30 protein-coding genes are annotated in these 26,744 nt (G+C 33.8%); 21 read left to right on the top strand and 9 right to left on the bottom strand.

Going from position 1 to position 26,744, the window contains the following annotated elements; translation table 11 throughout:
• Nucleotides 1–82 precede the first annotated feature (82 nt).
• The 4 genes from HYN86_RS10310 (at nt 83) to HYN86_RS10295 (ending at nt 3,866) form a co-directional block, all read left to right on the top strand.
• Nucleotides 83–1,861 (top strand): ABC transporter ATP-binding protein, encoded by a 1,779-nt coding sequence (locus tag HYN86_RS10310; RefSeq protein ID WP_113677947.1) that lies wholly within the window; start codon nt 83–85, stop codon nt 1,859–1,861.
• 68 nt (nt 1,862–1,929) lie between these two features.
• Nucleotides 1,930–2,298, top strand: coding sequence for a PUR family DNA/RNA-binding protein (locus HYN86_RS10305; protein WP_057119174.1), 369 nt, complete (start codon nt 1,930–1,932; stop codon nt 2,296–2,298).
• 176 nt (nt 2,299–2,474) lie between these two features.
• Entirely contained in the window at nt 2,475–3,299 is an 825-nt protein-coding gene (locus HYN86_RS10300) for an alpha/beta hydrolase (RefSeq protein ID WP_113677946.1), read from the top strand.
• Nucleotides 3,300–3,320: 21 nt separating this feature from the next.
• On the top strand, nt 3,321–3,866 hold the full coding sequence (locus HYN86_RS10295; RefSeq protein WP_113677945.1) for an RBBP9/YdeN family alpha/beta hydrolase: 546 nt from the start codon (nt 3,321–3,323) through the stop codon (nt 3,864–3,866).
• Between the two features lie 66 nt (nt 3,867–3,932).
• Here the strand turns inward: HYN86_RS10295 and HYN86_RS10290 are convergent, their stop codons facing one another.
• Nucleotides 3,933–4,268, bottom strand: a complete 336-nt coding sequence (locus tag HYN86_RS10290) for a tRNA-binding protein (RefSeq protein WP_113677944.1) — start codon at nt 4,266–4,268, stop codon at nt 3,933–3,935.
• A gap of 129 nt (nt 4,269–4,397) precedes the next feature.
• Between HYN86_RS10290 and HYN86_RS10285 the strand changes: the two genes are divergently transcribed.
• From HYN86_RS10285 to HYN86_RS10275, 3 genes are all read left to right on the top strand, one after another.
• Nucleotides 4,398–5,291, top strand: a complete 894-nt coding sequence (locus HYN86_RS10285) for an alpha/beta fold hydrolase (protein ID WP_113677943.1) — start codon at nt 4,398–4,400, stop codon at nt 5,289–5,291.
• 128 nt (nt 5,292–5,419) lie between these two features.
• Nucleotides 5,420–5,974, top strand: coding sequence for a thioredoxin family protein (locus HYN86_RS10280; protein ID WP_113677942.1), 555 nt, complete (start codon nt 5,420–5,422; stop codon nt 5,972–5,974).
• Nucleotides 5,975–6,342: 368 nt separating this feature from the next.
• Entirely contained in the window at nt 6,343–6,738 is a 396-nt protein-coding gene (locus tag HYN86_RS10275) for a GreA/GreB family elongation factor (RefSeq protein WP_113677941.1), read from the top strand.
• 107 nt (nt 6,739–6,845) lie between these two features.
• On the opposite strand, the gene HYN86_RS10270 is transcribed toward HYN86_RS10275, so the two are convergent.
• The 7 genes from HYN86_RS10270 to HYN86_RS10240 all read right to left on the bottom strand — a co-directional run bounded on the left by HYN86_RS10270 (nt 6,846) and on the right by HYN86_RS10240 (nt 12,200).
• Complete coding sequence (locus tag HYN86_RS10270; RefSeq protein ID WP_113677940.1) at nt 6,846–7,148, bottom strand: c-type cytochrome; 303 nt, start codon at nt 7,146–7,148, stop codon at nt 6,846–6,848.
• Between the two features lie 92 nt (nt 7,149–7,240).
• Nucleotides 7,241–8,173, bottom strand: a complete 933-nt coding sequence (locus HYN86_RS10265) for a peptidylprolyl isomerase (RefSeq protein WP_113677939.1) — start codon at nt 8,171–8,173, stop codon at nt 7,241–7,243.
• A gap of 67 nt (nt 8,174–8,240) precedes the next feature.
• On the bottom strand, nt 8,241–9,413 hold the full coding sequence (locus HYN86_RS10260; RefSeq protein ID WP_113677938.1) for an MFS transporter: 1,173 nt from the start codon (nt 9,411–9,413) through the stop codon (nt 8,241–8,243).
• Nucleotides 9,414–9,525: 112 nt separating this feature from the next.
• Nucleotides 9,526–9,876 (bottom strand): cupin domain-containing protein, encoded by a 351-nt coding sequence (locus HYN86_RS10255; protein ID WP_113677937.1) that lies wholly within the window; start codon nt 9,874–9,876, stop codon nt 9,526–9,528.
• A gap of 48 nt (nt 9,877–9,924) precedes the next feature.
• Nucleotides 9,925–10,797, bottom strand: a complete 873-nt coding sequence (locus tag HYN86_RS10250) for a sugar phosphate isomerase/epimerase family protein (protein ID WP_113677936.1) — start codon at nt 10,795–10,797, stop codon at nt 9,925–9,927.
• Nucleotides 10,798–10,809: 12 nt separating this feature from the next.
• Entirely contained in the window at nt 10,810–11,730 is a 921-nt protein-coding gene (locus HYN86_RS10245) for a Zn-dependent protease (protein WP_113677935.1), read from the bottom strand.
• Nucleotides 11,731–11,834: 104 nt separating this feature from the next.
• Nucleotides 11,835–12,200 carry a hypothetical protein gene (locus HYN86_RS10240; protein WP_113677934.1) on the bottom strand — a complete coding sequence of 122 codons (366 nt, stop codon included), beginning with the start codon at nt 12,198–12,200 and terminating at the stop codon, nt 11,835–11,837.
• A gap of 258 nt (nt 12,201–12,458) precedes the next feature.
• Here HYN86_RS10240 and trmD point away from each other — a divergent pair, with 258 nt between their 5' ends.
• The 14 genes from trmD (at nt 12,459) to uvrB (ending at nt 26,336) form a co-directional block, all read left to right on the top strand.
• Nucleotides 12,459–13,133 carry a tRNA (guanosine(37)-N1)-methyltransferase TrmD gene (gene trmD, locus HYN86_RS10235; protein ID WP_113677933.1) on the top strand — a complete coding sequence of 225 codons (675 nt, stop codon included), beginning with the start codon at nt 12,459–12,461 and terminating at the stop codon, nt 13,131–13,133.
• A gap of 174 nt (nt 13,134–13,307) precedes the next feature.
• On the top strand, nt 13,308–13,658 hold the full coding sequence (gene rplS, locus HYN86_RS10230; protein WP_057119870.1) for a 50S ribosomal protein L19: 351 nt from the start codon (nt 13,308–13,310) through the stop codon (nt 13,656–13,658).
• A gap of 281 nt (nt 13,659–13,939) precedes the next feature.
• The gene (locus tag HYN86_RS10225) at nt 13,940–16,159 is read left to right on the top strand and encodes an NADP-dependent isocitrate dehydrogenase (protein WP_113677932.1); all 2,220 of its coding nucleotides are present in this window, start codon (nt 13,940–13,942) and stop codon (nt 16,157–16,159) included.
• A gap of 142 nt (nt 16,160–16,301) precedes the next feature.
• Complete coding sequence (locus HYN86_RS10220; RefSeq protein ID WP_113677931.1) at nt 16,302–18,683, top strand: TonB-dependent receptor; 2,382 nt, start codon at nt 16,302–16,304, stop codon at nt 18,681–18,683.
• A 22-nt stretch (nt 18,684–18,705) separates the two neighbouring features.
• Nucleotides 18,706–19,527, top strand: a complete 822-nt coding sequence (locus HYN86_RS10215; RefSeq protein WP_113677930.1) for a DUF4249 domain-containing protein — start codon at nt 18,706–18,708, stop codon at nt 19,525–19,527.
• Nucleotides 19,528–19,529: 2 nt separating this feature from the next.
• Nucleotides 19,530–20,012, top strand: coding sequence for a GyrI-like domain-containing protein (locus HYN86_RS10210; RefSeq protein ID WP_113677929.1), 483 nt, complete (start codon nt 19,530–19,532; stop codon nt 20,010–20,012).
• Nucleotide 20,013: 1 nt separating this feature from the next.
• Complete coding sequence (locus tag HYN86_RS10205) at nt 20,014–20,460, top strand: DUF1572 family protein (protein WP_113677928.1); 447 nt, start codon at nt 20,014–20,016, stop codon at nt 20,458–20,460.
• A gap of 122 nt (nt 20,461–20,582) precedes the next feature.
• Complete coding sequence (locus tag HYN86_RS10200) at nt 20,583–21,245, top strand: thiamine diphosphokinase (protein ID WP_113677927.1); 663 nt, start codon at nt 20,583–20,585, stop codon at nt 21,243–21,245.
• A gap of 149 nt (nt 21,246–21,394) precedes the next feature.
• Complete coding sequence (gene rlmF / locus HYN86_RS10195) at nt 21,395–22,345, top strand: 23S rRNA (adenine(1618)-N(6))-methyltransferase RlmF (protein WP_113677926.1); 951 nt, start codon at nt 21,395–21,397, stop codon at nt 22,343–22,345.
• Between the two features lie 57 nt (nt 22,346–22,402).
• Nucleotides 22,403–22,633 carry a hypothetical protein gene (locus HYN86_RS10190; RefSeq protein ID WP_113677925.1) on the top strand — a complete coding sequence of 77 codons (231 nt, stop codon included), beginning with the start codon at nt 22,403–22,405 and terminating at the stop codon, nt 22,631–22,633.
• Nucleotides 22,618–22,920 carry a type II toxin-antitoxin system RelE/ParE family toxin gene (locus tag HYN86_RS10185; protein ID WP_113677924.1) on the top strand — a complete coding sequence of 101 codons (303 nt, stop codon included), beginning with the start codon at nt 22,618–22,620 and terminating at the stop codon, nt 22,918–22,920. The genes HYN86_RS10190 and HYN86_RS10185 overlap by 16 nt, the downstream gene beginning before the upstream one ends.
• A gap of 114 nt (nt 22,921–23,034) precedes the next feature.
• Nucleotides 23,035–23,271, top strand: a complete 237-nt coding sequence (locus tag HYN86_RS10180; protein ID WP_113677923.1) for a uroporphyrinogen decarboxylase — start codon at nt 23,035–23,037, stop codon at nt 23,269–23,271.
• 84 nt (nt 23,272–23,355) lie between these two features.
• Complete coding sequence (locus HYN86_RS10175) at nt 23,356–24,297, top strand: alpha/beta fold hydrolase (RefSeq protein WP_113677922.1); 942 nt, start codon at nt 23,356–23,358, stop codon at nt 24,295–24,297.
• 47 nt (nt 24,298–24,344) lie between these two features.
• Nucleotides 24,345–26,336, top strand: coding sequence for an excinuclease ABC subunit UvrB (gene uvrB, locus HYN86_RS10170; RefSeq protein WP_113677921.1), 1,992 nt, complete (start codon nt 24,345–24,347; stop codon nt 26,334–26,336).
• On the opposite strand, the gene HYN86_RS10165 is transcribed toward uvrB, so the two are convergent.
• On the bottom strand, nt 26,333–26,734 hold the full coding sequence (locus HYN86_RS10165; protein WP_113677920.1) for a TerB family tellurite resistance protein: 402 nt from the start codon (nt 26,732–26,734) through the stop codon (nt 26,333–26,335). The two genes, uvrB and HYN86_RS10165, sit on opposite strands and share 4 nt — an antisense overlap.
• Nucleotides 26,735–26,744: the final 10 nt, after the last annotated feature.

The raw sequence follows: 26,744 nt of genomic DNA, 5'->3' as shown, positions 1-26,744 counted from the left end.
TGATTAAATTGCAATTTATTATAATTTTAATTAGTAATAATTCACAATTTAAAATCAATTCTATATCATATTTCTTAAAAAAATGAAAGAATTAAGCTATTTAAACAAATATTTCATTAAGTATAAATACAGTTTTTCGCTGGGCATTTTAATAACCATAATCGCACAAATATTTTCATTATTTACTCCAAAATTAATCAGTAAGTCTTTAAACGCTATTGAGAATTTTGATAAATTATCTCCGACTGACCAAAAATCAGAAGTCGTAATTGCAGCTTTCAGACAAGATCTGATTCATAACGTATTGCTAATCATAGCCACTACGATCGTAGCTGGATTTTTAACTTTTTTAATGCGCCAGACTTTAATCGTTATGTCGCGTCATATTGAGTTTGATTTAAAAAATGAAGTTTTTAGACAATACGAAAATCTTTCTCAGACTTTTTACAAGCAAAACAGAACAGGAGATTTAATGAACCGAATAAGCGAAGACGTTTCTAAAGTTCGTATGTATGTCGGACCTGCAGTTATGTATACTATTAATACATTTATTCGTTTCGCGATTGTTATACTATATATGTATAATGTTTCGCCGCTTCTTACCTTATATACTATATTACCGCTTCCTATACTTTCGTATTGTATTTTTAAATTAAGTTCAGAAATCAATAAGCGAAGCACTACTTTTCAGCAATACTTATCAAAAGTTTCGAGTTTTACTCAGGAAATATTTTCTGGAATTCGTGTCATCAAAGCTTATTCTCTAGAAAATCAGCATCAAAATAATATGGTAGACCTTGCCGAAGAAAGCAAACGCAAAAGTTTAAGCTTAGCCAGAGTGCAGTCTTTATTTGGTCCCTTAATGATCGCCCTAATCGGAATCAGTAATTTGGTTGTAATCTATTTTGGAGGCGTAATGTACATCAACGGAACCATTCCGAATATTGGAACTATTGCAGAATTTATTTTATATGTAAATATGCTGACTTGGCCTGTTGCTTCTTTAGGATGGGTTTCGTCAATGGTGCAGGAAGCAGAAGCTTCTCAAAAACGTCTAAATGAATTTTTGAAAATCGAACCCGAAATAAAAAACAACAATGAAAATTCTTCAGATATTCAAGGAACAATAACTTTCGACAATGTTTCTTTCACTTATCAAGACACGAATATTGAAGCCTTAAAAAATGTTTCATTTACAGTAAAAAAAGGAGAAACGCTGGCCATTTTAGGAAAAACAGGTTCTGGAAAATCGACCATTCTTTCCTTAATTTCAAGATTGTATGATGTAACAGAAGGTGAACTTAGGATTGATGCAAACGAAATCAGCACTTTAAATTTAAATGATTTAAGAAATAATATCGGAATTGTGCCTCAGGATGCTTTTCTGTTTTCGGATACTATTAAAAATAATATCAAATTCGGAAATCAAAATGCTACTGACGAAGAAGTATTCCAAGCTGCTAAAAATGCTGTTGTTCATGATAATATTATTGCATTTAACAAACAGTATGACACTATTTTAGGAGAAAGAGGAATTACGCTTTCGGGCGGACAAAAACAGCGTGTTTCGATTGCAAGAGCGATAATTAAGAACCCTGCTATTTTACTTTTCGACGATTGTTTGTCTGCCGTTGATACCGAAACAGAAGAAATGATTTTGAATAATTTGTTTGAAATTTCTAAAGATAAAACAACCATAATTGTAAGCCATCGTGTATCATCTGCAAAGAATGCAGACAAAATTATTATACTAGAAGATGGCCGCATCATTCAACAAGGTTCTCATAATCAATTAATAAATCAGGAAGGATATTACGCATCGTTATATTTAAAACAACTTTCGGAAAAAGAATTACTTTAATTGTTGCGTAATAGATAATTTTTTATGATTTTTGAGTACTATTAATTCCAAAAATGATAGAACGTATTATGAGAGAAAATGACATGTTAGAAAAAGAAGAGATTTTTTCTAAAGTATTACGAGCAGGAAGAAGAACTTATTTCTTTGATGTGAGAGCTACCAAAGCTGATGATTACTATATCACTATTACCGAAAGCAAAAAATTTACTGAGGAAGATGGTTCATTTCATTTCAAGAAACACAAAATCTATTTATACAAAGAAGATTTTAGTGCTTTTGCCGAAATACTAGAAGAAATGACATCTTATGTTTTGAACCACAAAGGCGAAGAAGTAATTTCTGAAAGACACCAAAAAGATTTTAAGAAAGAATACAGTTCTGAAAAATCTGAAAGCCAAAGATCTAGCTTTACAGATATTGATTTTGACGATATTTAATTCAAAATAAACTTTTTTATAAAGTACGAGTCCAATTTGTTCTGCATTTTGGACTTTTTTTATATATTTATTTTATTGTGAAATGTGATTTGTAAAATGTGAAACGAAACAAACGAATTTCAAGATGTTTCTTTTTCACATTTAATATCTTACCTAAAACTTCTAACAAACTAAAAATGAAAAAATTAATTATCCTTCTAAGTTTCTTTCTATACGGAATTTCATTGTCTGCGCAGAATCTAGAATACGAAACCAAAAGTAACATTCAATATTATAATGCTGCCACAAACAAATCTGATAAATATATTAATGAAAGATGTGTTCTAGATATTTATTACCCAAAGAATAAAACTGGATTTGCCACTATCGTATGGTTTCACGGCGGTGGATTGACAGGCGGAAACAAAGAAATTCCAGAAGCTCTAAAAAATAAAGGTTTTGCTATTATTGGTGTAAATTACAGATTATCGCCAAAAGTAAAAGCAGCAAAAGCTATTGAAGATGCGGCAGCGGCGGTTGCTTGGACTTTTAATAATATTTCAAATTACGGCGGTGACAAATCCCAGATTTTCGTTTCGGGACATTCAGCCGGAGGTTACTTAGGAATGATGATTGGTCTGGAAAAAAAATGGCTTCAAAAAGAAAATATAGATGCTGATAAAATCGCCGGACTTATTCCGTTCAGCGGACAATGTATTACTCATTTTGAAATTAGAAGAGAAAATGGAATTCCCGAAAAACAGCCAACTATTGACGCTTTTGCACCTTTATACCACGTTCGTGCCGATGCTCCGCCAATGCTGCTAATTACTGGAGATCGCGAACTTGAAATGCTGGGACGCTATGAAGAGAATGCTTATATGGCAAGAATGATGAAACTGGCTGGACACAAACAAACAAAACTTTACGAACTTGACGGTTATAATCACGGAATGACTGAACCTGGTTTTCCGCTTTTAGTTAATGAAGTAAACCGTATTATAAAAGAAACTAAAAAATAATCACTAAATAAATCCACGGCAATGGAGACACAACTATTAATTATTCCAGGTCTTGGCGATTCTGGAGAAAAACACTGGCAGACCTTTTGGCACGAAAAATTCGCAAACTCAATTCGTGTTGTACAAGACAATTGGGACGAACCGATTCGAGAAGAATGGATTGCGAGATTAAACGAGAACATCTTAAAACTTGATAAACCTACAATATTAGTTGCTCACAGTTTAGCGGTTTCACTGGTTTTGCATTGGGCAGAACAATACAACAACCAAAATATAATTGGTGCTTTTTTAGTCGCTCCTGCAGACGTAGATTCACCTCAACATACACCAGAATGTATAAGAAACTTTTCGCCAATTCCGCTCTACAAACTGCCTTTTCCCTCTGTAGTTGTGGCCAGCGAAAATGATCCTTACGCTTCTTTTGAAAGAAAAAAATACTTCGCCGAAAAATGGGGAAGCGATTTCGTAAACGTCGGTCAGCAAGGACACATCAATTCTGATTCTGATTTAAAATATTGGGAAGAAGGACAGCTGATTTTACAGCAATTAATTAAAAAAACGAGGTAATAATTAGTCTCAGTCACAGTTTTTAGTCACAGTTACGAAACTGAAAACTGTGACTGAGACTGAAAACTACCCGATGCGCAATCCATTCGGTATTTTAAAATCGGGTGCTAATAAAATTACATCTCCCTCCTCGCCTACTGCACCAAGAACTAGGCATTCGCTCATAAATTTTCCGATTTGCTTTTTCGGAAAATTTACAACCGCAACAATCTGACGGTTTATTAAATCTTCTTTCTGATATCTTTTGGTAATTTGTGCAGATGATTTTCTAATTCCAATTTCTGGACCAAAGTCGATTGTTAATTGAAAAGCAGGTTTTCTTGCTTCGGGAAAATCATTTACTTCTATAATAGTTCCTACGCGCATATCGGTGCGTTCAAATTCGTTCCAAGTTAAATCCATAATATTTATTTAGCATTACAAACCTATTAATTTTGTAATTAATCTACCTAATTCTATAACCTATTTCTTTTGCTTCCCCGCTAATTTTACGTAAAGAAAATTATTACAATCACGTAAAAAATATATAACATGGAACATACTGAACCAAATGCATGCATGTCAATTAAAGATTTTGAATCTAATTTAAAACAGGTTCATACAGATAAATATATAGAAACAGCACAAAATGTCAGACTCTATGTAAAAGATTATGGTCAGGGAAAACCAGTGATTCTTATTCATGGGTGGCCTCTTTCAAATGAAATGTGGGAATATCAAATCGATCATTTAGTACAAAATAATTATCGCGTTATTGCATATGACCGACGCGGATTTGGTAAATCGTCTCAGCCTTGGGATGGTTATGATTATGATACTTTAACAGATGATCTTAAGGAAATTATTGAACAGTTAGAATTAGAAAATGTAACACTTGTTGGCTTCTCAATGGGTGGCGGCGAGGTGGTGCGTTATTTCAGCCGTCATGGCGGAAAAGGAGTTATTAAAGCTGCCTTAATTTCGTCTATCATACCATTCCTATTGAAAACTCACGATAATCCAGATGGGCATCCGAAAGAAAAAAGTGAAACTACTGCAGCAGCAATTAAGGAAGATCGTATTGGTTTTGTAGACAACTTCGGGAAAACATTCTTTGGAATCAATATCATCAACAAACCAATCAGTACACCATTGTTAGAATATTATAGAACGTTATGTTCGCTTGCATCTCCTCGTGCTACATTAAAATGTGCTGAATCTTTTTCGTTTACCGATTTTAGAGATGAACTTGATTTTGTAAAGGTTCCAACTTTGATCATTCATGGAAATGATGACAAGATTGTTCCAATAGACCTTACTTCAAGAAAAGCAGCAGAAGGAATTGCTAATAATACTTTTATCGAATACGAAGGCGCTCCTCACGGTCTATTTTACACGGAAAAAGAAAAATTAAATGAAGATTTACTTCAGTTTTTAAATTCATAAAAAAATATAAAAAAGCATCCAAAGAAGCAAGCTGATACAGCTAACTGCTTCTTTGGATATTTTTTTATTCTTGTGCTCTTTTATTTACAGAATTTTAAAGCTATTTTTGAAATTCTAATCTGCAAAAAATGGCACAAACTTCATCAGCAATGCTTCCTTTAGGAACTATTGCACCTGATTTTTATCTAAAAGACACCAATTCAAACGAGACTTTTTCATTTGAAGACCTAAAAGGGTCTAAAGGAACTTTGGTTATGTTTATCTGCAACCATTGTCCATATGTGCTTTACTCTATTCCAGAAGTTGTAATGATTGCAAATGATTACCGTGTGCAGGGTATCGGAGTAATCGCTATTTCCAGCAATGATATTATTAAATACCCTGAGGATTCTCCAGAATTAATGACGGCTTTTGCTATGGAAAATAAAATTGACTTTCCATATCTTTATGATGAGACTCAAGAAACCGCTAAAGCTTACAGTGCTGCCTGCACTCCTGACTTCTATTTATTTGACAACCAAGACAAATTATTTTACCGCGGACAGCTTGACGATTCTAGACCTGGCAACGGAATTTCACTCAGCGGGAGCGACCTTAGAGGCGCAATAGATGCCTTAATTTACAACAGAAGTTTAAAAGAACCACAAAAACCAAGTATTGGGTGCGGTATTAAATGGAAGTAAAACCTCACTAAATTCAAAAAGATTGCCTATCTTTGCAGATCAATTTAATCATCCTTATGGGAAATAGAATACCATTTACAGCATCTGCCAAGTTGTTTTCCTTTTCTGGAGAACCACTTCCTGCTGTAATTATTTCGCATAACAAGGCCTTTATTTATTAGGCCTCCGTCTATTTCAGTTTTCTTCTTTCTGACGGAGGATTTACATCAAGCTTAAACATTTATTTATTTGACAAAATCAATTTTGTTCAGATAACTTTTTGTTTTTCAGAATAAAATTTAAATCCTTTCTTTTAAAAAACTTAAATAATTCGTTTCAAAAAAGAAGAAAAATAATTCGATTATTATAACAATAAATTCAATATAGATATGAAACCAACACCCACTTTCTGTAAATCAGATTATCAATTTTTAAGAGAATTGATTTTAAAAAGTAAAAATTCAACAAATACCAAAGAAGCTAATCAGCTTTCGCAAGAATTAGATCGTGCTGTAATAAGCAAAGAAAGCGAACTTGACGGTTCAGTTATCAGAATCAATTCTTTTGTAACGATAGAAGATGTAAAAGCCAATAAACAAATGAAAATTCAAATCGTTTTACCTTCTGCTGCAGATGTAAAGCAATCTAAGATCTCAATTCTAGCTCCTTTAAGTGTTGCTATTATTGGTTTTAAAGAAAATGATGAAGTAGATTGGGAATTACCGGCAGGTATAAAAACTTTAAAAGTAATTGCTGTAGATAATTCGGCTGTGCATCATTCTTAACTTTTTAAACACCTCATTACGTGAAGGTGTTTTTTTATATCTATTTGAAAATAAAAAAACTGTTCAAATTATTGAACAGTTTTTTTATGCTTTATCAAAATATAATGTTACAATTGTGAGTGAACGTAATTCGTTACTGATGCTAATTGCACTTCATCTAATTTGGCTTTTTTCCCCATTCTTACCAAAATTGGCGCCCATTCTTCCTTAGTAAATTTCTTAGGGTCGTATAATTTGTGGCACTTTGCACAATTGTTATCATACAAATTTTTACCAGCTTCCAATTCAGGAGTTAATGTTACTTTTTTTTCAGGTTCAGCAGTTGTAGTGGCTGCAACAGTGGTTGTTTTTTGAGTTCCGCAAGAAACTACAAATAATGCAAATCCAGCAAGGATTAAAATATTTTTCATCGTCTTTGTTTTTAAAGTAAATATAAAAAAATCCCATATACCGCGGTATATGGGATTACTATTTAAAACAATACTAAATTGCTTTTACATTCTTATTTTACGTCCATTAATTCAACGTCGAAAATCAAAGTTGCATTTGGCGGGATAACGCCTCCTGCACCAGATGGTCCGTATCCTAAATCAGATGGAATTACAAAACGAGCTTTGTCTCCAACTTGCAATAAAGCAATACCTTCGTCCCATCCTTCAATAACTTGTCCAACTCCTAATTTAAATTCAATTGGTTTTTTACGCGGATAAGATGAATCAAAAACTTTTCCGTTTTCTAAAGATCCTTCGTAGTGAACAGAAACTGTTTTTCCAGCTTCAGCTCTCTTACCATCACCTTTTTGAATCATTTTGTAACGTAAACCGCTTTCTGTTTTATCAAAACCAGCAGCCAATTGTTCCATTTTTGCTTCAGATTCTGCTTTTAAAGCTGCTTCGCGTTTTAGACGAGCACCTTTTAAACCAATAAAAGCTTCGATAGCATTCCATTTTTGAGCTTCTTCACCAACTCTGATGATTTCTACAGAATCCAGATTATCACCTTGAGCTACAGCATCAACGATATCTTGTCCTTCAACCACATAACCAAAAACACTGTGTTTTCCGTCTAACCAAGGAGTTGGAACGTGAGTGATAAAAAATTGAGAACCATTGCTTCCAGGTCCAGAGTTTGCCATAGATAAAACTCCTGGGCGATCGTGTTTTAAAGTTGGGTGAAATTCATCATCAAATTTATAACCCGGATCTCCAGTTCCAGTTCCTTTTGGGCATCCACCTTGAATCATGAAATCAGCAATTACTCTGTGGAATGTTAATCCGTCGTAGAATTTTTGTCCTTGAGGTTTAACTTTATTTTCCATATTACCTTCTGCAAGAGCTACAAAGTTCCCTACAGTTCCAGGCGTTAAATCGTGTGTTAGTTTTACTAAAATCGAACCTTTGCTAGTGTTGAATTTAGCGTATATTCCGTTTTCCATCTTGTTATTTTTAATTTAAACGCAAATTTACAAATTAATTTTTTAATCAATTTGTGCTTTTGCTTTTTTAGTCCCGACGTTTCGGGGTCGATTTATAAGTCAGTCCATAAATAGCTAATGAAACTAAAGATAAAACCATACAGCCACTAGCTACTGCATGCCATCCTCCTAATTTCCATAACAGTAATCCGTATGCCGATCCAGCGGCAGTTCCTAAGAAACTGAAAGACATAAATACGGTATTTAATCTATTTCTAGCTTCTGGCATAAGTGAATAAACTCTTGTTTGGTTTGAAATATGAACACCTTGGATTCCGATATCAATAAATACAATTCCAATCGCAATTCCGATTACACTTTCTATTGAAAAATAGAAAACCAAAAAGCTTATTAAGATCAGTAAACATCCATAACCAACGGCAATTCTTGAATTCCCTTTATCCCCAAGTTTACCAACCAAAGGCGCCGCCAATGCTCCAGATGCACCTACAATTCCGAATAATCCAATTGTGGCACTATTAAAACCAAACGGTTCTCCAGAAAGCAGCAAAACCATTGTGGTCCAGAAAGCTCCAAACTGCGCAAAACTGAAAACATTAATTGCAGTTGCTTCACGTAAAACCGGCTGTGTTTTTATAAGTGTAAATAAGGATTTAATTAATTGACCGTAAGTTCCTTGAAACTGTGGTTTATTAACTGGAAATTTATTTTGAATTACAAAAAAGATCAAAAGACAAATTCCTGCTGCGATATAAAACATTGATCTCCAACCTAGAACTTCACCAATAAAACCGCTTAAAGTACGCGAAAGCAAGATTCCAACCAAAAGACCACTCATAATCGTTCCGACAACTTTTCCGCGTTGTTCAGGAGCGCTCAAAGAAGCTGCTAAAGGCAGAATAAGCTGCGGTACAATAGATGTGATTCCGATTAGCAGTGAAGCAATTTGTAAAATCAGAAAACTTTTTGCCGTTGCTGCAATCAATAATGCAATTACAGATGCAAAAGTGGTCATTAAAATCTGCCTTTTTCTTTCTATTTTATCTCCAAGAGGAACCATAAAAAACAATCCAATAGCATAACCGGCCTGAGTTAAGTATGTTATAGTTCCGGCGCTGGCTTCTGGAATTTTAAATTCGTTGGCAATTAAAACAATCAAAGGCTGGCAGTAGTAAAGATTTGCAACTATAAGACCAGTGCAAACTGCCATAAAAAGTACATTTGTTTTAGATAAATTCATGCTGCAAAAATACCGATCTAATCTTAATCAAAACTTTAAAAAAGTTATAAAATTTTTAAATTTAAGATTAGACCAGAATTTACAGATCACTAATAACTTAATTTTAAAAGAGTTACAACTTTAAAAAATCTTCTCGAGCTGGACCAAAAACGTCTGTCAGCATACCGCTTTCCAAGCAAACCACTCCATGTACTGCATGAGGCGGAATATAAAAACTATCGCCTTCTTTTAAAGTTTCTGTTACACCATTTATTGTAACATCAAATTTACCGCTTGCCACATAAGTGACTTGAGTATGGTAATGATCATGCAAAGCACCAATTCCTCCAGTTTCAAAATGCACATTTACGAGCATTACTCTGTCATCATAAGCTAGGATTTTCCGTTTGATTCCTTCACCAACTACTTCCCATTCAATATCATCTCCTTTTATAAATTCTTTGCTTGTTCCTATGTTCTGCATAACTTTAAAATTGATTTTTTACAAAAATAAGCATTTTAACGAGTTGTTTTAAAGCATTTTTTGGGAAATGAAATCACAGCTTTTCTTAATAGAATCGAAAGAATTAACTGCAAAATTATTTTCTTGTTCCACAAAAAAATGAATCATTCCAGATTGTTTTGCTGCTGCAAACAAGGGCTTAAAATCTATAGTGCCGTTACCAACTTCGGTATTTAGATCATTATTATTTTTATCCTTGTCTTTTACGTGCCACATTTTAAAACGTCCCGGATTTTCTTTAAATAATTTTAGAGGATCATTTCCAGAATGAATGACCCAGTATAAATCTAATTCAAAATAAACTAAATTTTTATCGGTTTCATTTAATAAAATTTCAAAACCTGTTATACCGTCATGTTTTTGAAATTCAAAATCATGGTTATGATAAGCCAATTTTAAACCTTCTTTTTTGCACATTATAGCCGCTTCATTCACTCGAACAGCGATCTTTTTATAATCTACTATATTTCTTCTAAAAGGCTCATCGACCCACGGAATGGTTAAAAATTCAGTTTTTAGAGTTTTTGCTGCTTCTATTGAAGCTATTAGTTCTTCGGTATTTCCATCATATAAAAAGCTCCCTAAATTATAATGGCCGCTTACTGCTTTCAGCCCGTTATCATCTAAAATCTTTTTCAATTCTTTAGGCGTTAATCCCCAAAACTGATCTTTAATCGAAAAACCATACGTTTCGACAGTTGTAAATCCTGTTTTCGCTACTTTTTCTAAAGTTGCCTTTACATCTTTCGGAAGCTCCTCACGAAGTGTATATAACTGTAAACCTATTTCTTTTTTATTCATAGAAAATGCAAATGACGGCGAAGCCAAAACTGCTGTTGCAGCCAGACTCGTATTAATTATAAAATTTCTTCTAGTGATCATAAATCAGAACAATTAGATATTCTTTTTTGTTGAAACAGCCTCAGTATCCTTTTTCATTGCAAGAAATTGAGGAGTGAGATTATTTCGTTTAAAATAATTCTCTAAATCTGTCAGCCGCTTTCTGTCATCGTATTTTATACAAGAGCTTAATTTTTGCTGGCAGACAGAACATAATCGTATAGAATGTTTGTCTGTTTCGCTCATGCTGTTAGATCCATTCATTACACAATCGGCATTGATACAATGATGTAATCCAAACATATGACCTATTTCATGAGAACTTATTTTGAGTAATCGAGACAGACAAAGATTAAAGTTTTCAGAAGTCAGTTCTCCATCCTGCAGTCTGTAAATTGAACTCACACCAACTTTGTCGCGGTAAGAAGCCAAACCAAAAACATAGTTCCATTCTGGTTTAGGATATAGATCAAGTTCTGAAAGTCCCATTAACGCAATTCTATTTACAGGCTTTTCTTTCTTTAATACATCATCTAAAAGATAACCAGCCAATAATTGTTCGTGCCCAAACATCATTCTTCTTGCAGAATTTGGCACTACATCATTAGAAATGGATTTTAGAGTTTTTGTTTTTAATTGAAAGAAAATTGCTAAATATTCATTTAACAATTCAATTTGTTTCTTTTGTAAGGAATTAAAATTTCCAATTGGGCGTATATAAATAATATTTTCTTTCTTGGTGGGAATAATATGTTTAGAAAAAAAGTATTGCTCAAAAGTCTGACCTTTTTCTTTGTGAGAAGACAGCCAATCGCCATAACCCGGCTTTCCTAATTTGACATCATTACTTTTAATCTGCGTAAAATATAATGCTGTTTCAGGAATCTCTTTTCGTATTTCTTTCGGAGTCTCCTTTAATTTTTCCTTATTACAGGAACATAATAATACAAAAATAATAATAGCTATTTTTTTCATATACTTTTTGCTAAATATATTCAAAAAACAGCTACAATTTAAATCAAATAAAAATATTTTAACAATTGGATAAACCGTTAAAACACTTCAATTAGAGGATAGAATTACTTCGAAGTTAACAATTTCATCCCTTCCATTTTTTGTGAGTCAAGAGCTTGAGGAGGATAATTCTGTTTTTCTTGTCTTGTTGAAGTAACTTTACCTTCTTTATTTACATATATATAATTGTAAGTCCAATAATTTTGACCAGCAATTCTTGATCCGTCAGGATTATCTTCATTCATAAAAACTTGATCCGCATAAACAAGAATTTGTCCATCTTGATTGTCAGCCAATGTTCGAACAGGAGTTCCCCAAGTTTTTATCAATTTTGCTTTGGTTTCCCCAACAGAATTGTTCATTGCGTTTTTCGAACTTGAACATGAAATCTGTAAAAGCATTATTGCGGTAAATAGTAGTATTTTTTTCATAATAGATGTGTTTTTGGAATTTGTAAAATTTTAAATATATAATTAGGTATTGTAATGGTACTTAAAATTACGAAATAAAAAATTACACAATTACATTTTAGTGTTATATAATTATTACTAACAAACTAAAAAGCAATAAGTTGCAAACAATATTTTCTAATAAATAGATTTTACTTCAATCATTTCTAAGCATTTTAATTTTCTTTTTATTGCCAAATATTAACTTGTATCTTTGCAGCCTAGAATAACTACAGAAAAATGCGAATTGACATTATTACACTTTTACCAGAATTATTAAGAAGTCCGTTTGAGGCTTCGATTATGAAACGTGCCATTGACAAAGGTTTAGTCGAAGTACATTTTCACAATCTTCGTGACTACAGCACGAACAGACAGAAAAGTGTTGATGATTATCCGTTTGGGGGCGGTGCTGGAATGGTAATGACAATTCAGCCAATTGATGATTGTATCACCCACTTAAAGAGTCAGCGTGAGTATGATGAAATCATTTATATGTCGCCTGATGGTGAAACTTTAAATCAAAAAATGGCCAACACTATGTCTATGTATGAAAACATCATCATTTTATGCGGACATTATAAAGGTGTGGACCAAAGAGTTAGAGATCATTTTATTACTAAAGAAATTTCGATTGGTGATTATGTTTTATCTGGAGGAGAATTAGGCGCTTTGGTTTTGTCTGATGCTTTAATTCGATTAATTCCTGGTGTATTGAGCGACGAAACCTCAGCGTTAACAGACAGCTTTCAAGATAATTTACTTTCTGGACCTATATATACAAGACCTGCAGATTATAAAGGATGGAAAGTCCCAGAAGTTTTAACCAGCGGCCACTTTGCAAAAATTGATAAATGGCGTGAGGATATGGCGTATGAACATACTAAAAACAGACGACCGGATTTATTAGAATAAATTTCAAACTCAAAAAATCCCAAATCCCAAATAATCAGTTCATTAAAAAATTGGAATTTGGAATTTTATTTCTTGGATTTTTATTTTTTTAATTTATCTTTGCACCCGAATTAGACTAACCTCTGGCGAAATCCGTGAATGTTACTCTATCTAAACTATAATAATAAAATTATCATGGCAGATTTATTAAAATTCGTTCAAAACGAATTCGTTGCTAAAAAAGATTTCCCTGAATTTGGAGCTGGAGACACAATCACAGTTTTCTACGAAATTAAAGAGGGTGAAAAAACTAGAACTCAGTTTTTTAAAGGAGTTGTAATTCAAAGAAGAGGTTCTGGTAACACAGAAACTTTTACTATTCGTAAAATGTCTGGAGCTATTGGAGTTGAGCGTATCTTCCCAGTAAACTTACCAGCTTTACAAAAAATCGAAATCAACAAGAAAGGTGCTGTACGTAGAGCTAGAATTTTCTACTTCAGACAACTTACTGGTAAAAAAGCTAAGATTAAAGATAAAAGAAGATAATCATTTATCGAATTGTTATAAAAAACTCGTTTCATATTCTTTGAAACGAGTTTTTTTTTGTCTTGTATTTTCATCACTAACAAAACTGTAATTTTTTAATATCAAAATCATCGAATTAGCAATTTAACGAGCTCGAAATAACAATCTGTTAATTTCTGCTTTTCTCGGGAAAACTCAACCGTTTTCGTTGTGATTTTATTATATTTGCTCCGCTCATTTTGAGCCGAATATACCTGTTACATCGTTAACTCCCAACGATACGATTATAAAAAAAAAAGAAAATGACAAAATCAAAAATTTTTTACACCTTAACTGATGAGGCGCCGTTATTGGCAACTTACTCTTTGTTACCAATTGTTCAAGCTTTTACAGCAACAGCTGGAATTGAAATCGAAACCAGAGATATTTCGCTGGCAGGAAGAATTTTATCAAACTTCCCAGATTCTTTGACAGATGCTCAAAAAACTGGAGATGCATTGGCAGAATTAGGCCAGTTAGCAACTCAGCCAGAAGCAAACATTATTAAATTACCAAACATTTCAGCATCTGTTCCTCAATTAAAAGCGGCCATTGCTGAATTACAATCTCACGGATATAACGTGCCAAATTTCCCAGAAGATCCTCAAAACGATGCTGAAAAGGAAATTAAAGCAAAATATGCAAAGGTTTTAGGTTCTGCTGTAAACCCAGTTTTACGTGAAGGAAACTCTGACCGTAGAGCTCCAAGAGCAGTTAAAAACTTCGCAAAAGCAAACCCGCACTCAATGGGCGCTTGGTCTGCTGACTCAAAAACTAAAGTTGCTTCTATGCCAAACGGTGATTTTTACGGAAGTGAAAAATCATTGACTGTTGCAGATGCAAATGATGTAAAAATCGAATTCGTTGCTAAAGACGGAACAACAACTGTTCTTAAAGCAAGCACACCATTAAAAGCTGGAGAAATTATTGACAGCTCTGTTTTAAGCGTAAGTAAATTAAAAGATTTTGCTGCTAATGCAATTGCTGAAGCAAAAAAAGAAGGAGTTTTACTTTCTGTGCATTTAAAAGCTACAATGATGAAAGTTTCAGATCCAATTATCTTTGGCGCTATCGTTGAAGTATATTTTGCAGATCTTTTCAAAAAATACGAAACTTTATTTAGTGAATTAAACATTGACACTAAAAATGGTTTAGGCGACATCTACGCTAAAATTGCAGGAAGACCTGAGCAGGCTGAAGTTGAAGCTGACATTACTAAAGCAATCGAAAACGGACCAGCTTTGGCAATGGTTAATTCTGATAAAGGAATTACAAACTTACACGTTCCTTCAGACGTAATTGTTGATGCTTCTATGCCGGCAATGATTCGTACTTCTGGACAAATGTGGAACAAAGATGGTAAAGCACAAGATACAATTGCTGTTATTCCAGACCGTTCTTACGCTGGGGTTTATACTGCAACAATAGATTTCTGTAAAAAACACGGTGCTTTTGATCCTAAAACAATGGGAAGTGTTCCTAACGTTGGATTAATGGCTCAAAAAGCTGAAGAATACGGATCTCACGATAAAACTTTCCAAATGAAAGCTGACGGAGTTGTTCGTGTTGTTGATACAAATGGAAATGTTTTAATGGAGCAAAACGTTGAAACAAACGATATTTTCAGAATGTGTCAGGCAAAAGATGCACCTATTCAGGACTGGGTTAAATTGGCTGTAAACAGAGCTCGTTTATCTCAAACGCCTGCTGTTTTCTGGTTAGACGAAAACAGAGCGCACGACAGAGAACTAATCGTTAAAGTTGAAAAATACCTTAAAGATTACGATACTACAAACTTAGATATCCGTATTTTAAACCCAGTGGCTGCTACTGAATTTACTTTAGACAGAATCATCAAAGGTTTAGATACTATTTCTGTAACAGGAAACGTTTTACGTGATTACTTAACAGATTTATTCCCAATTTTAGAATTAGGAACTTCTGCAAAAATGTTATCTATCGTTCCATTAATGAACGGAGGCGGATTGTTTGAAACTGGTGCTGGAGGTTCTGCTCCAAAACACGTTGAGCAATTTACAGAAGAAGGATATTTACGTTGGGATTCATTAGGAGAATTTTTAGCTCTTGGTGCTTCATTAGAGCATTTAGGACAAACTTTAGATAATTCTAAAGCAATTGTTTTAGCTGAAACTCTTGACGAAGCAAACGATAAATTCTTAGCCAACGACAAATCTCCTGCTCGTAAAGTTGGACAAATTGACAACCGTGGTTCTCATTTCTATTTAGCTTTCTATTGGGCTCAAGCTTTGGCTGCTCAAACTAAAGATGCTGAATTGAAAGCAATCTTTACTCCAATTGCTGCTGAATTTGAAGCTAACGAAGCTAAAATCAATGAACAATTAATTGGGGCTCAAGGAAAAGCACAAAACATTGGAGGTTACTACCAGCCAACTCCTGAGTTAGTAAGCAAAGCAATGCGTCCTAGTGATACATTCAACGCTATAATTGCTAAAATCAAATAATAGAGATGTATTAATTGCATTTTTAAAAAATAGAAAAGGACAACTCTCAAAAGTTGTCCTTTTTTTATTAACTTATCTTTAACAAAACTTTCATGGCGATGTCTAGTAAGAATTATTAACTATGTAATTCAAAATCAACATAATGATCACAAAAAATATAGGCACATTTTTTCTTTTTATTTTAACGATTTTCAATTCCTTTTCGCAGGAAAAATTTACTCTAAGCGGTACTATTAGTGACAGCAAAAACAATGAAACTTTAATTGGTGTAAATATTTACATTCCTGCTCTAAAAATAGGAACAACTACAAACGAATACGGTTTTTACTCTCTTTCTGTTCCTAAAGGCGAATATGAAATTGAAATTAGCTACGTTGGTTATCAGACCATTCAAAAAAGTATTGCTTTAAATCAGAATACAAAACAGAATTTTTCTATCAGCGAAGGCGGCGAAGAATTGCAAGAAGTAATCATTACAGACAACAAAAGCAAAATCAACATCAAGTCGCCCGAGATGAGTGCCAATAAACTTTCTATTGCCACTATAAAAAAAATGCCGGTTGTTTTAGGAGAAGTCGATGTACTTAAATCCATCTTATTACTTCCAGGCGTTACCAATGCAGGAGAAGGCGCATCAGGATTTAATGTCCGAGGTGGAGGCGCGGATCAAAATTTAATTCTTTTGGACGAAGCGACAATTTTTAACTCTTCACACGTTTTCGGATTCTTTTCTGTTTTTAATCCCGATGCAATCAAAGATTTAAAATTGTACAAAGGTGGAATTCCAGCTCGTTACGGCGGAAGGGCTTCTTCTGTTTTAGATATTTACCAAAAAGACGGAAGCAGTAAGGATTTCCATATGAATGGCGGTATCGGATTAATTTCAAGCCGTCTCCTTGCCGAAGGTCCGATTGTAAAAGACAAAGGTTCTTTTTTAATTGGAGGAAGAGCTTCTTATGCGCATCTTTTCCTTAAACTTTCGGAAGACGATAAAGACAATGCTGCTTATTTTTACGATCTCAACACCAAATTAAGCTATAAACTCAACGAAAATAACAGTTTATATTTATCGGGTTATTTTGGGCGTGATGTCTTTAGATTAAATAAAAGTTTTACCAATACTTACGGAAATTCAATCTTAAATTTGAGATGGAATCATTTGTATTCGGATAAATTATTTTCCAATCTCTCTTTAATTTACAGCGATTACTATTACGGATTAAATCTTGATTTTGTGGGTTTCAAATGGGATTCCGGTATTAAAAACTACAACATCAAATATGATTTCAAACATTATCTGTCAGATAAATTAAAACTCAATTATGGTTTAAACGGTATTTACTATGAATTTAATCCTGGAACCATAAAGCCAACTGGAACAGATTCTGGAATTAATCCAGACCAATTGGACAAAAAATATGCTTTTGAACCATCTATTTATTTAGATGCCGAAAGTCAGATCTCTAATAAAATCACCGTCGCTTACGGACTGCGTTACAGTCTTTTTTACAGATTAGGTTCTTCTACTATTAACTATTATGATAATGATCAGGCAGTTGTTTTTAATACCGATATGCAGATTTATGAAAAAGGAACTCCAGCCTCAACAAAATACTTCGGTCAAAATAAAGTCATAAAAGATTACAATAATTTCGAACCAAGATTTTCCGTTTCCTACCAATTAAATGATGATCAAGCTGTAAAAGCGAGTTACAATCGCATGGCGCAGTATCTTCAATTAATTTCGAATACCTCTTCTCCCACTCCACTAGATGTCTGGATGCCAAGTGATACCTACATCAAACCACAGCTTGCTGATCAGGTAGCTTTAGGTTATTTTAGAAATATCAGCAACGGAGCATATTCCTTAGAAATTGAGACTTATTATAAGGAAATTCAAAATAGACTGGACTATATCGATGGTGCCGATTTAATTGCCAATGATGCTATTGAACAGGTAATTTTAAATGGTCAAATGCGATCGTATGGTTTAGAAATTATGGTCAAAAAAAACAAAGGCCGATTTAATGGCTGGGTTTCTTATACTTTATCCAAATCAGAGCAGCAGACTCCAGGCAGAACGCCAGAAGAAATCGGAATCAATAACGGACAATGGTATGCATCGGCTTATGACAAAACGCATAATTTGGCTGTGACATCGGCTTATAATTTAAACGAAAAATGGTCGTTTGGTGCTAACTTTGCTTTGCAGTCAGGACAGCCGGTTACCTATCCGAACGGACAATATGAATATCTAGGAATTACAGTTCCTAGTTACGGATTACGAAATGAGAGCAGACTTCCTGCCTATCATCATTTGGATATTTCTGCAACTTTGACTCCAAGAAAAAATAAGGATAGAAATTGGAAAGGAGAATGGGTTTTCAGCATCTATAATCTTTACAATCGTATGAATGCGGCATCAATTAACTTCCGCCAAAATGTGGATACTGGTGCAAATGAAGCTGTACAATTGTCCATTTTCGGAATTGTTCCTGCGGTAAGTTATAATTTCAAATTCTAAATTCACAAACTAAAATATAAGTATGAAAAAGTTAGTTTTGTTAATCGCATTTTTTACATCCATATTCTTTACGAGCTGTGAAGATGTTGTTGATGTTGACTTAGATACAGCGCCTCCAAAATTAGTTATTGAAGCAGCTATAAACTGGGAAAAAGGTTCTTCTGGAAGACAGCAGATCATTAGACTTACTACAACTACAGGCTATTTTGAAGATTCGGTGCCTACGGTTTCGGGAGCTGTAGTTTTTGTAAAAAACAGCCAAAATCAGCAGTTTAATTTTACTGAATTCAATAAGTCGGGAAATTATATCTGTAATGATTTTAAACCTGAAATCGACGAGACTTACACTTTGACGGTTGTAAGCAGCGGGAATACTTATACGGCATCAGAAACCTTAAAATCTGTAGCGCCAATAACGCGAATGGAACAAAAAAACGACGGTGGGTTTACGGGACAAGATATTGAAATTCGGTCTTACTTTACAGATCCTGCTGATGAAGACAATTATTACTTATTCAAATACGTTTATTCTAGTCAGGTAACTTCAAATTTCTATGTTTCGGAAGATAAATTCTACCAAGGAAATGAAATTTTCAGCAGCACCGACGACGACGATTTAAAAGCTGGCGACGAAATTGAAGTTACACATTTAGGAATTTCAAAACAGTATTACAATTACATGAATATTCTCGTAAGTATTGCCGGCAGTAATATCGGAGGGCCATTTCAGTCTCCTCCTGCAACAGTAAAAGGAAACATTATTAACACTACCGATAAAAGCAATTATCCGCTGGGCTATTTCTCTTTGAGCGAAACGGTAACAAAAAAATATACTATTCAGTAATTATGCAGCCACAAATAAAATCTTTATCTGAAAAAAAACTCATTGGCCATTTTATTGAAATGTCCTTCATAGAAAATAAAACATTCCAATTGTGGAGCGGTTTTATGCCAAAACGAAAAGAAATAAAAAATCCAGTCGATGGAAATCTATATTCTTTAGAGGTTTATCCTGAAAATCATTTTGACAATTTTGATCCAAATGACATTTTCCAGAAATGGGCAGCAGTAGAAGCTTCCAATTTTGACAATGTTCCCTCAGATATGAAAACTTTAATCGTTCCAAGTGGTTTATATGCTGTTTTTCTTCATTCTGGTCCAGCTGTAGAGGCGCATAAAACCTATCAATACATTTTTGCAGAATGGCTTCCGAAGTCAGAATATGTTGTAGATGAAAGACCACATTTCGCAGTTATGGATGAAAAATATAAAAAAGACGATCCTGATTCTGAAGAAGAAATTTGGATTCCGATAAAAAACAGAAATTGATATGCTAATCGAAACACTAAAAATACTTTTCAATAGAGATTTAAACAAACTGAAATTCGAAATTGAATCGTATGAGTACGAAAATCAAATGTGGGCTGTTAATAACGACATTTCAAATTCTGGCGGTAATCTCTGTCTTCATTTAATAGGAAACTTGAATACTTATATTGGAGCAGAAATTGGAAAAACAGGATACATTAGAAATCGTCCTTTAGAATTTTCATCGAAAGATATTCCGAGATCAGAATTAATTCAGAAAATCGAGGACACTATTATAGTTGTAAATAATGCGCTCGAAATTTTAAATGAAAAAGATTTGAACGCAATTTATCCGCAAATTGTTTTCGAAAAAGAAATGACAACCGGTTTCTTTCTAGTGCATCTTTCAACACATCTTGCCTATCATTTAGGGCAAATAAATTACCATCGAAGACTTCTTGATTTTTAATTATTTTGCCACAGATTAAAAGAATTAAAGAGATTAATCCTTTTAATCTGTGAAATCTGTGGCAAAAAACTAGAAATCTAAAATTCTAAATGTAACTTAGCACCACATTCAAAAAAACTCACATGTCATCACACCACATAGTTCGCGACGATCAGGAACCAGCTTTAATAATTGCAAATGGAGCCGCCTGCGATCCTGAATTATTAGGACAATTGTTAGAATGGTCTCCGCTTGTAATTGTTTTAGATTCTGCTATCGAAAGAGTGATTGAATTGGGTATAAAAGTCGACGTGCTTTTGGGCGATTTTGATCGTGGTTTTGATCCCGAAATTTACAAAACTTCTCAATTTCCTATCGAAATCGTTCACACCCCAGATCAAAACAAAACAGATTTAGAAAAAGCATTTGATTATCTTATCGATAGAAAAATTCCTGCCGTAAATGTTGTTTGGGCAACTGGCAGACGTGCAGATCATACGATTACCAATCTTACCAATATAGTTCGCTACCGTAATTTACTTAAAATTGTAATTCTCGACGATCATTCAAAAATATTTCTTTTACCATCAAAATTTGAAAAATGGTACACGGCTAAAACTCCAATTTCCCTTATCCCTATTGGAGTTGTAAACGGAATTAATTCCAGCAATTTAAAATACGAATTAAACAACGATACGCTCACAATGGGTTATCGAACCGGCAGCAGCAATTCTGTCGAAAAAGACGGTATTGTAACCATAACACATCGCGAAGGTGATCTGCTTTTGATGGAGTGTTTTGATTAGGAGCTGATCCTGCTGTCCGCTGTATCTTTTGTGTCTCGTTAAAAAACGAGACACAAAAGGATGCCGCTTCCATCAGGGCTAGGGCTGTCATTTTCATAATATCTTTTTGTAAAAATGGAATCCCTATCTTTGCATAGAAATAAATAAAAATGAAAGCAGAAAACAATTCACAAAAAGACAATTTACATCCAAAAAACCTTCATCGTTCCCGTTATGATTTTGAATTACTGATTTCAAATTGTCCCGAATTAAAAGCTTTCGTTTCCATCAACAAACACGGAATTGAAACCGTCGATTTCAGTAATCCTCTTGCTGTAAAAACTTTAAACAAAGCATTACTGCAGACATATTACGATATTCAAAACTGGGATATTCCGAAAAATTACCTTTGTCCTCCAATTCCCGGACGAGCAGATTACATTCATTATATTGCTGATTTATTGGCAGAAACTCATAACAATCAAATTCCAGAAACATCAAATGTATTAGGTTTAGATATCGGAACAGGTGCAAATCTAATCTATCCGATATTAGGAAATTCGATTTACAATTGGAGTTTTGTAGCAACAGATATTGATCAAAAAGCTATTGAAAACTGCAGTAAAATCATTGAAGCAAATCCAAAACTAATTGAAGCTATAAGTCTGCAGCAACAGACAGAATCTCGTTTTATATTTAAAAATATCATAACTCCAGAAGATAGATTTACATTTACAATGTGCAATCCGCCTTTTCATGCCTCTGCAGAAGAAGCCAATAAAAGTACTTCTAGAAAAGTTTCCAATCTAAATCCCAAAGAAAAAAGAAACACAAATCCTGTTTTAAATTTCGGTGGTCAAAATGCCGAATTATGGTGCAATGGCGGCGAAATCGGATTCATCACGCAGATGATTTACGAAAGTGCTAAATTTTCTTCGCAGGTTTTATGGTTTACAACCTTGGTTTCTAAAAAAGAAAATCTTTCTTCTATTTATAAAATTCTAAAAAAAGTAAATGCTGTTTCTGTAAAAACAATTGAAATGTCACAAGGGCAAAAAAACAGCCGCATTGTGGCTTGGAGTTTTAAAACCGATGCAGATCAAAGCACCTGGAAATTTTAAGAATTTCAAAACTCATATATCCTTTTTGTTTTGTAACTTCGATAAAATTATTCAATTATGAACACCCTTCAACTCAAAAATATTCTCATTTCTGAAATCGAAAAAATTGATGATGATACATTTTTATCTGCATTAAAAACAATCTTGGAAAGTCGTAAAACTTTACCTAAAAATTATTCTGAGCGATATAATGAAGATCTAAACATTGCAGAAGAGGATATTCAAAGTGGAAATTTTTATTCCCACGATGAAATTAAAGATAAAATTGAGCAATGGAAAAAGAAATAATTTGGTCAAGAACTGCTCAAAATCAGCTTGAAAAAATTTACTCTTATTTATACAAAGAAACCAAAAGTAAAAATATCCCTAACAAAGTAATTGACAGCATTTATAATTCCGCTGCTATCTTAAGTACGAATTGGGAAATTTACGAATTGGATGAAATGAAAATTCCTAGTGACAAAAATTATCGCGCTTACGAAATTTATAATTATCGAATAACCTATAAAATTACCCCAAAAGAAATTCAGATTTTAAGAATTAGACACACGAGTCAAAATCCTAAAAAAATATAATTTACTTTTTACTTCAAACAAAAACACATTTTAAACACCTGATTTCCAAAACAAAATCTTGATTATATAATTTGCTTTCGCTACATTTATTGTAAGCAATTTAAAATCAAGATCATGGCAGAATATATTGGTTATCTCGCATCAGTATTTATTGTTGGCGGTTTCATGCTAAAAAACCTTAGAACTATCCGTTTTATCAATATGTTTGGTTGTATTTGTTTTGTAATCTATGGTATTTTTTTAATAGACTATCGTGATTTTAGCAAATGGCTTTTACCAGTAATTATTCCGAATGCCATTTTAGCATTTGTTCAAATTTATTATCTGACTTCCAAAGATGATAAATCTTAAAATTATGATACTTTAAAATAAAATTCTAATACACTTTTTGGCTGCGATACTTGTAACTTTAAGCTCAAATTGAATTTTATTACTATGTTAAAACTATATTCTCGTTTAGCTGTCGTGCTATTTTTAATCACAAGTTGTGCTTCAACAAAGAAGGTGAAATTTGAGGATTATGTTTTTAAAACCAAAACCGAAGAGCAGAGATATCAAAGCTCTTATGACAAAGCTTTAAAACTTTGGAACATCCCTTATACAGAAGAAAACATTCAAACCACTTTTGGTACAGCACATGTAGTTATTGCAGGCCCAAAAAACGGTAAAGATTTAGTTTTACTGCATGGAATGGACGCCAGCTCGACTATGTGGTATCCAAACATTCAGGTCTTAGCCAAAAAACATCGAATTTATGCCATCGATTTTTTGATGGAACCCAGTAAGTCTAACTTAACTGCAAAACCTCTTTCGACCGAAGAAATTGCGATTTGGTACAACGAAATTTTCTCCCATTATAAATTGAAGAAATTTGATATTATAGGTGCTTCTCGAGGCGGTTGGATTGCAACATTATTGGCTACAAAAAAACCAAACTCAATTGACAAAATCGTTTTATTGAGTCCAGCACAAACTTTTAAATTTATTGATAAAGTGGGAAAAACAACCTCTGCTTTGATGTTGAAATTATTTCCAAGTGAAAAGAAATTTGGCAAAACATTGACCACATTTTCTACGCATCCAGAAAAAATAAGCCAGATCTATAAAAGGCAGTTTTATCTCGCCAACAAATATGCAAAATCAAATTCGAGCATGCTAAAAATGCATCCGTTTTCAGATAAAGAATTACAATCAATTCAAAATCCTGTTTTGGTATTAATTGGTGATAAAGATGTGATTAACTCTGAGGATAGCTTAGAAAGGGCTCAGAAAAATTTAAAAAACAGCCAAACAAGAATTATAAAAGATGCGGGACATTTTTTATCGATCGACCAATCTAAAATCATAAATGACGCCATTATTAATTTTTTAGAATAGCAGTCAAACTTTGTATCTTTACAAAACCAAATTTTCAGCTTAAACACATGAAATTTCAAGTTTCCTCAGAATATAGTCCAAAAGGAGATCAGCCGCAAGCCATACAAAAATTGGCTCAAGGTGTAGTCGACGGCGAAAAATATCAAACTTTATTGGGAGTTACAGGATCTGGTAAAACATTTACTGTGGCCAATGTAATTGAAGAAGTACAAAGACCGACCTTGGTTTTGGCGCATAACAAAACGTTAGCAGCGCAGTTGTATTCTGAATTCAAGCAGTTTTTCCCCAACAATGCCGTTGAATATTTCGTTTCCTATTACGACTATTATCAGCCGGAAGCTTTTATGCCGGTAACTGGGGTTTTTATTGAAAAAGATTTATCTATCAATGAAGAGCTTGAAAAAATGCGTTTGAGTACTACATCTTCCCTTCTTTCTGGGCGTCGAGATGTTTTGGTAGTTGCTTCGGTTTCGTGTTTATATGGTATTGGAAACCCTGTCGAATTTAAAAAGAATGTAATTGAGGTAACCAGAGATCAGGTTATTTCGAGAACGAAACTGCTTCACAGCCTTGTACAAAGTTTGTACGCCAGAACAGAAGCAGATTTTAACCCTGGAAATTTCAGAATAAAAGGCGACACGGTTGAAGTATATCCCAGTTATGCCGACGACGCTTACAGAATTCACTTTTTTGGAGATGAAATTGAGGAAATTGAATCTTTTGATGTTAAGACTTCACAAGTAATTGAAAAGTTCAAGAGACTGACTATTTACCCAGCTAATATGTTTGTAACTTCTCCAGAAGTACTGCAAGGTGCAATTTGGGAAATTCAGCAGGATTTGGTTAAACAAGTTGATTACTTTAAAGAAATAGGTAAACATTTAGAAGCCAAACGTTTGGAAGAAAGAACCAATTTCGATTTAGAAATGATTCGCGAACTAGGCTACTGCTCTGGAATTGAAAATTATTCTCGTTATCTGGACGGCAGACAGCCTGGAACAAGACCTTTCTGCTTACTGGATTATTTCCCAAGTGATTATTTAATGGTTGTTGATGAAAGTCACGTAACCGTTTCGCAGGTTCATGCGATGTACGGAGGAGACCGCTCGCGTAAGGAAAACTTAGTAGAATATGGTTTCCGTCTACCTGCAGCAATGGACAACCGTCCTTTGAAATTTGAAGAATTCGAAGCCCTTCAAAATCAGGTAATTTACGTTTCTGCAACTCCTGCAGATTATGAACTGCAAAAGTCAGATGGTATTTATGTTGAGCAGATTATTCGCCCGACTGGATTAATAGATCCTGTTATTGAAGTTCGACCAAGTTTAAACCAAATTGATGATTTGATTGAAGAAATTCAGGTTCGCTGCGAATTAGACGAAAGAGTCTTGGTAACTACTCTAACCAAAAGAATGGCTGAAGAATTAGCCAAATATTTGACTAAAGTAAGCATTCGCTGCCGTTACATCCACTCTGAAGTTGACACTTTAGAGCGTATCGAAATCATGCAGGATTTACGTAAAGGTATTTTTGATGTTTTAATTGGAGTAAACTTACTTCGTGAAGGTTTAGATTTACCAGAAGTTTCGCTTGTTGCTATTTTAGATGCCGATAAAGAAGGTTTCTTGAGAAATCATAGATCTTTAACGCAGACTATTGGACGTGCGGCAAGGAACTTAAACGGAAAAGCCATTTTGTATGCCGACAAAATTACTGCCAGCATGCAGAGAACAATTGACGAAACTGAATATCGAAGAACAAAACAGATTAATTTCAACGTTGAAAATAATATAACGCCTCAGGCTTTAAACAAAAAAATAGAAAGTGCTTTCACCAAAAATCCTTTGGTTGAATACGAATTAGGGCATCCTATCCCTGTTGCAGCCGAACCAGAAACAGCTTATTTATCTAAAGCTGAATTGGAAAAAATGATTCGGGAAAAACGTAAAACAATGGAAAAAGCGGCTAAAGAATTAGACTTTTTACAAGCAGCTAAATTGAGAGACGAAATTAAAAAACTTCAAGAACAGCTGGCTTAATTATGCTGTTCTTGAAAAACTTGTAAAACAAGAGTCGGATTTATAACGGTTTTTGGTGCCTTTTTCATCATTTCTAAAACGCGTTTTACGGCAGATGGATTTAGCCCCATTTCTAATGCAATCTGCTGAATTGCTTTGAATTCCCTTTCGTGTAAAACACCATCGCAATGCATCAATAAGGCCAATCTATAAAATTGGTTGATACGCTGTATTTCAGATTTGATAGGAATCGTTTTGGTCTCCTGATGAAATAAATCTTGAAATTCTTCTTCGCTAATACTCAATTCCAAAGCTACAAGTCTTAAAAATTCGAGCTCACGTTTATGCAAATGTCCATCGACAGTAGCGAACATAATCATTTCTAAAAGTAAACTTCTTTTTTCTGCTTCTGTATTCATCAATTTATTA

The organism is Flavobacterium fluviale (assembly GCF_003312915.1).
Lineage (GTDB): Bacteria > Bacteroidota > Bacteroidia > Flavobacteriales > Flavobacteriaceae > Flavobacterium > Flavobacterium fluviale.
Note: the sequence above shows the minus strand (reverse complement) of the source record. Positions and strands in the feature narration are given on the sequence as shown.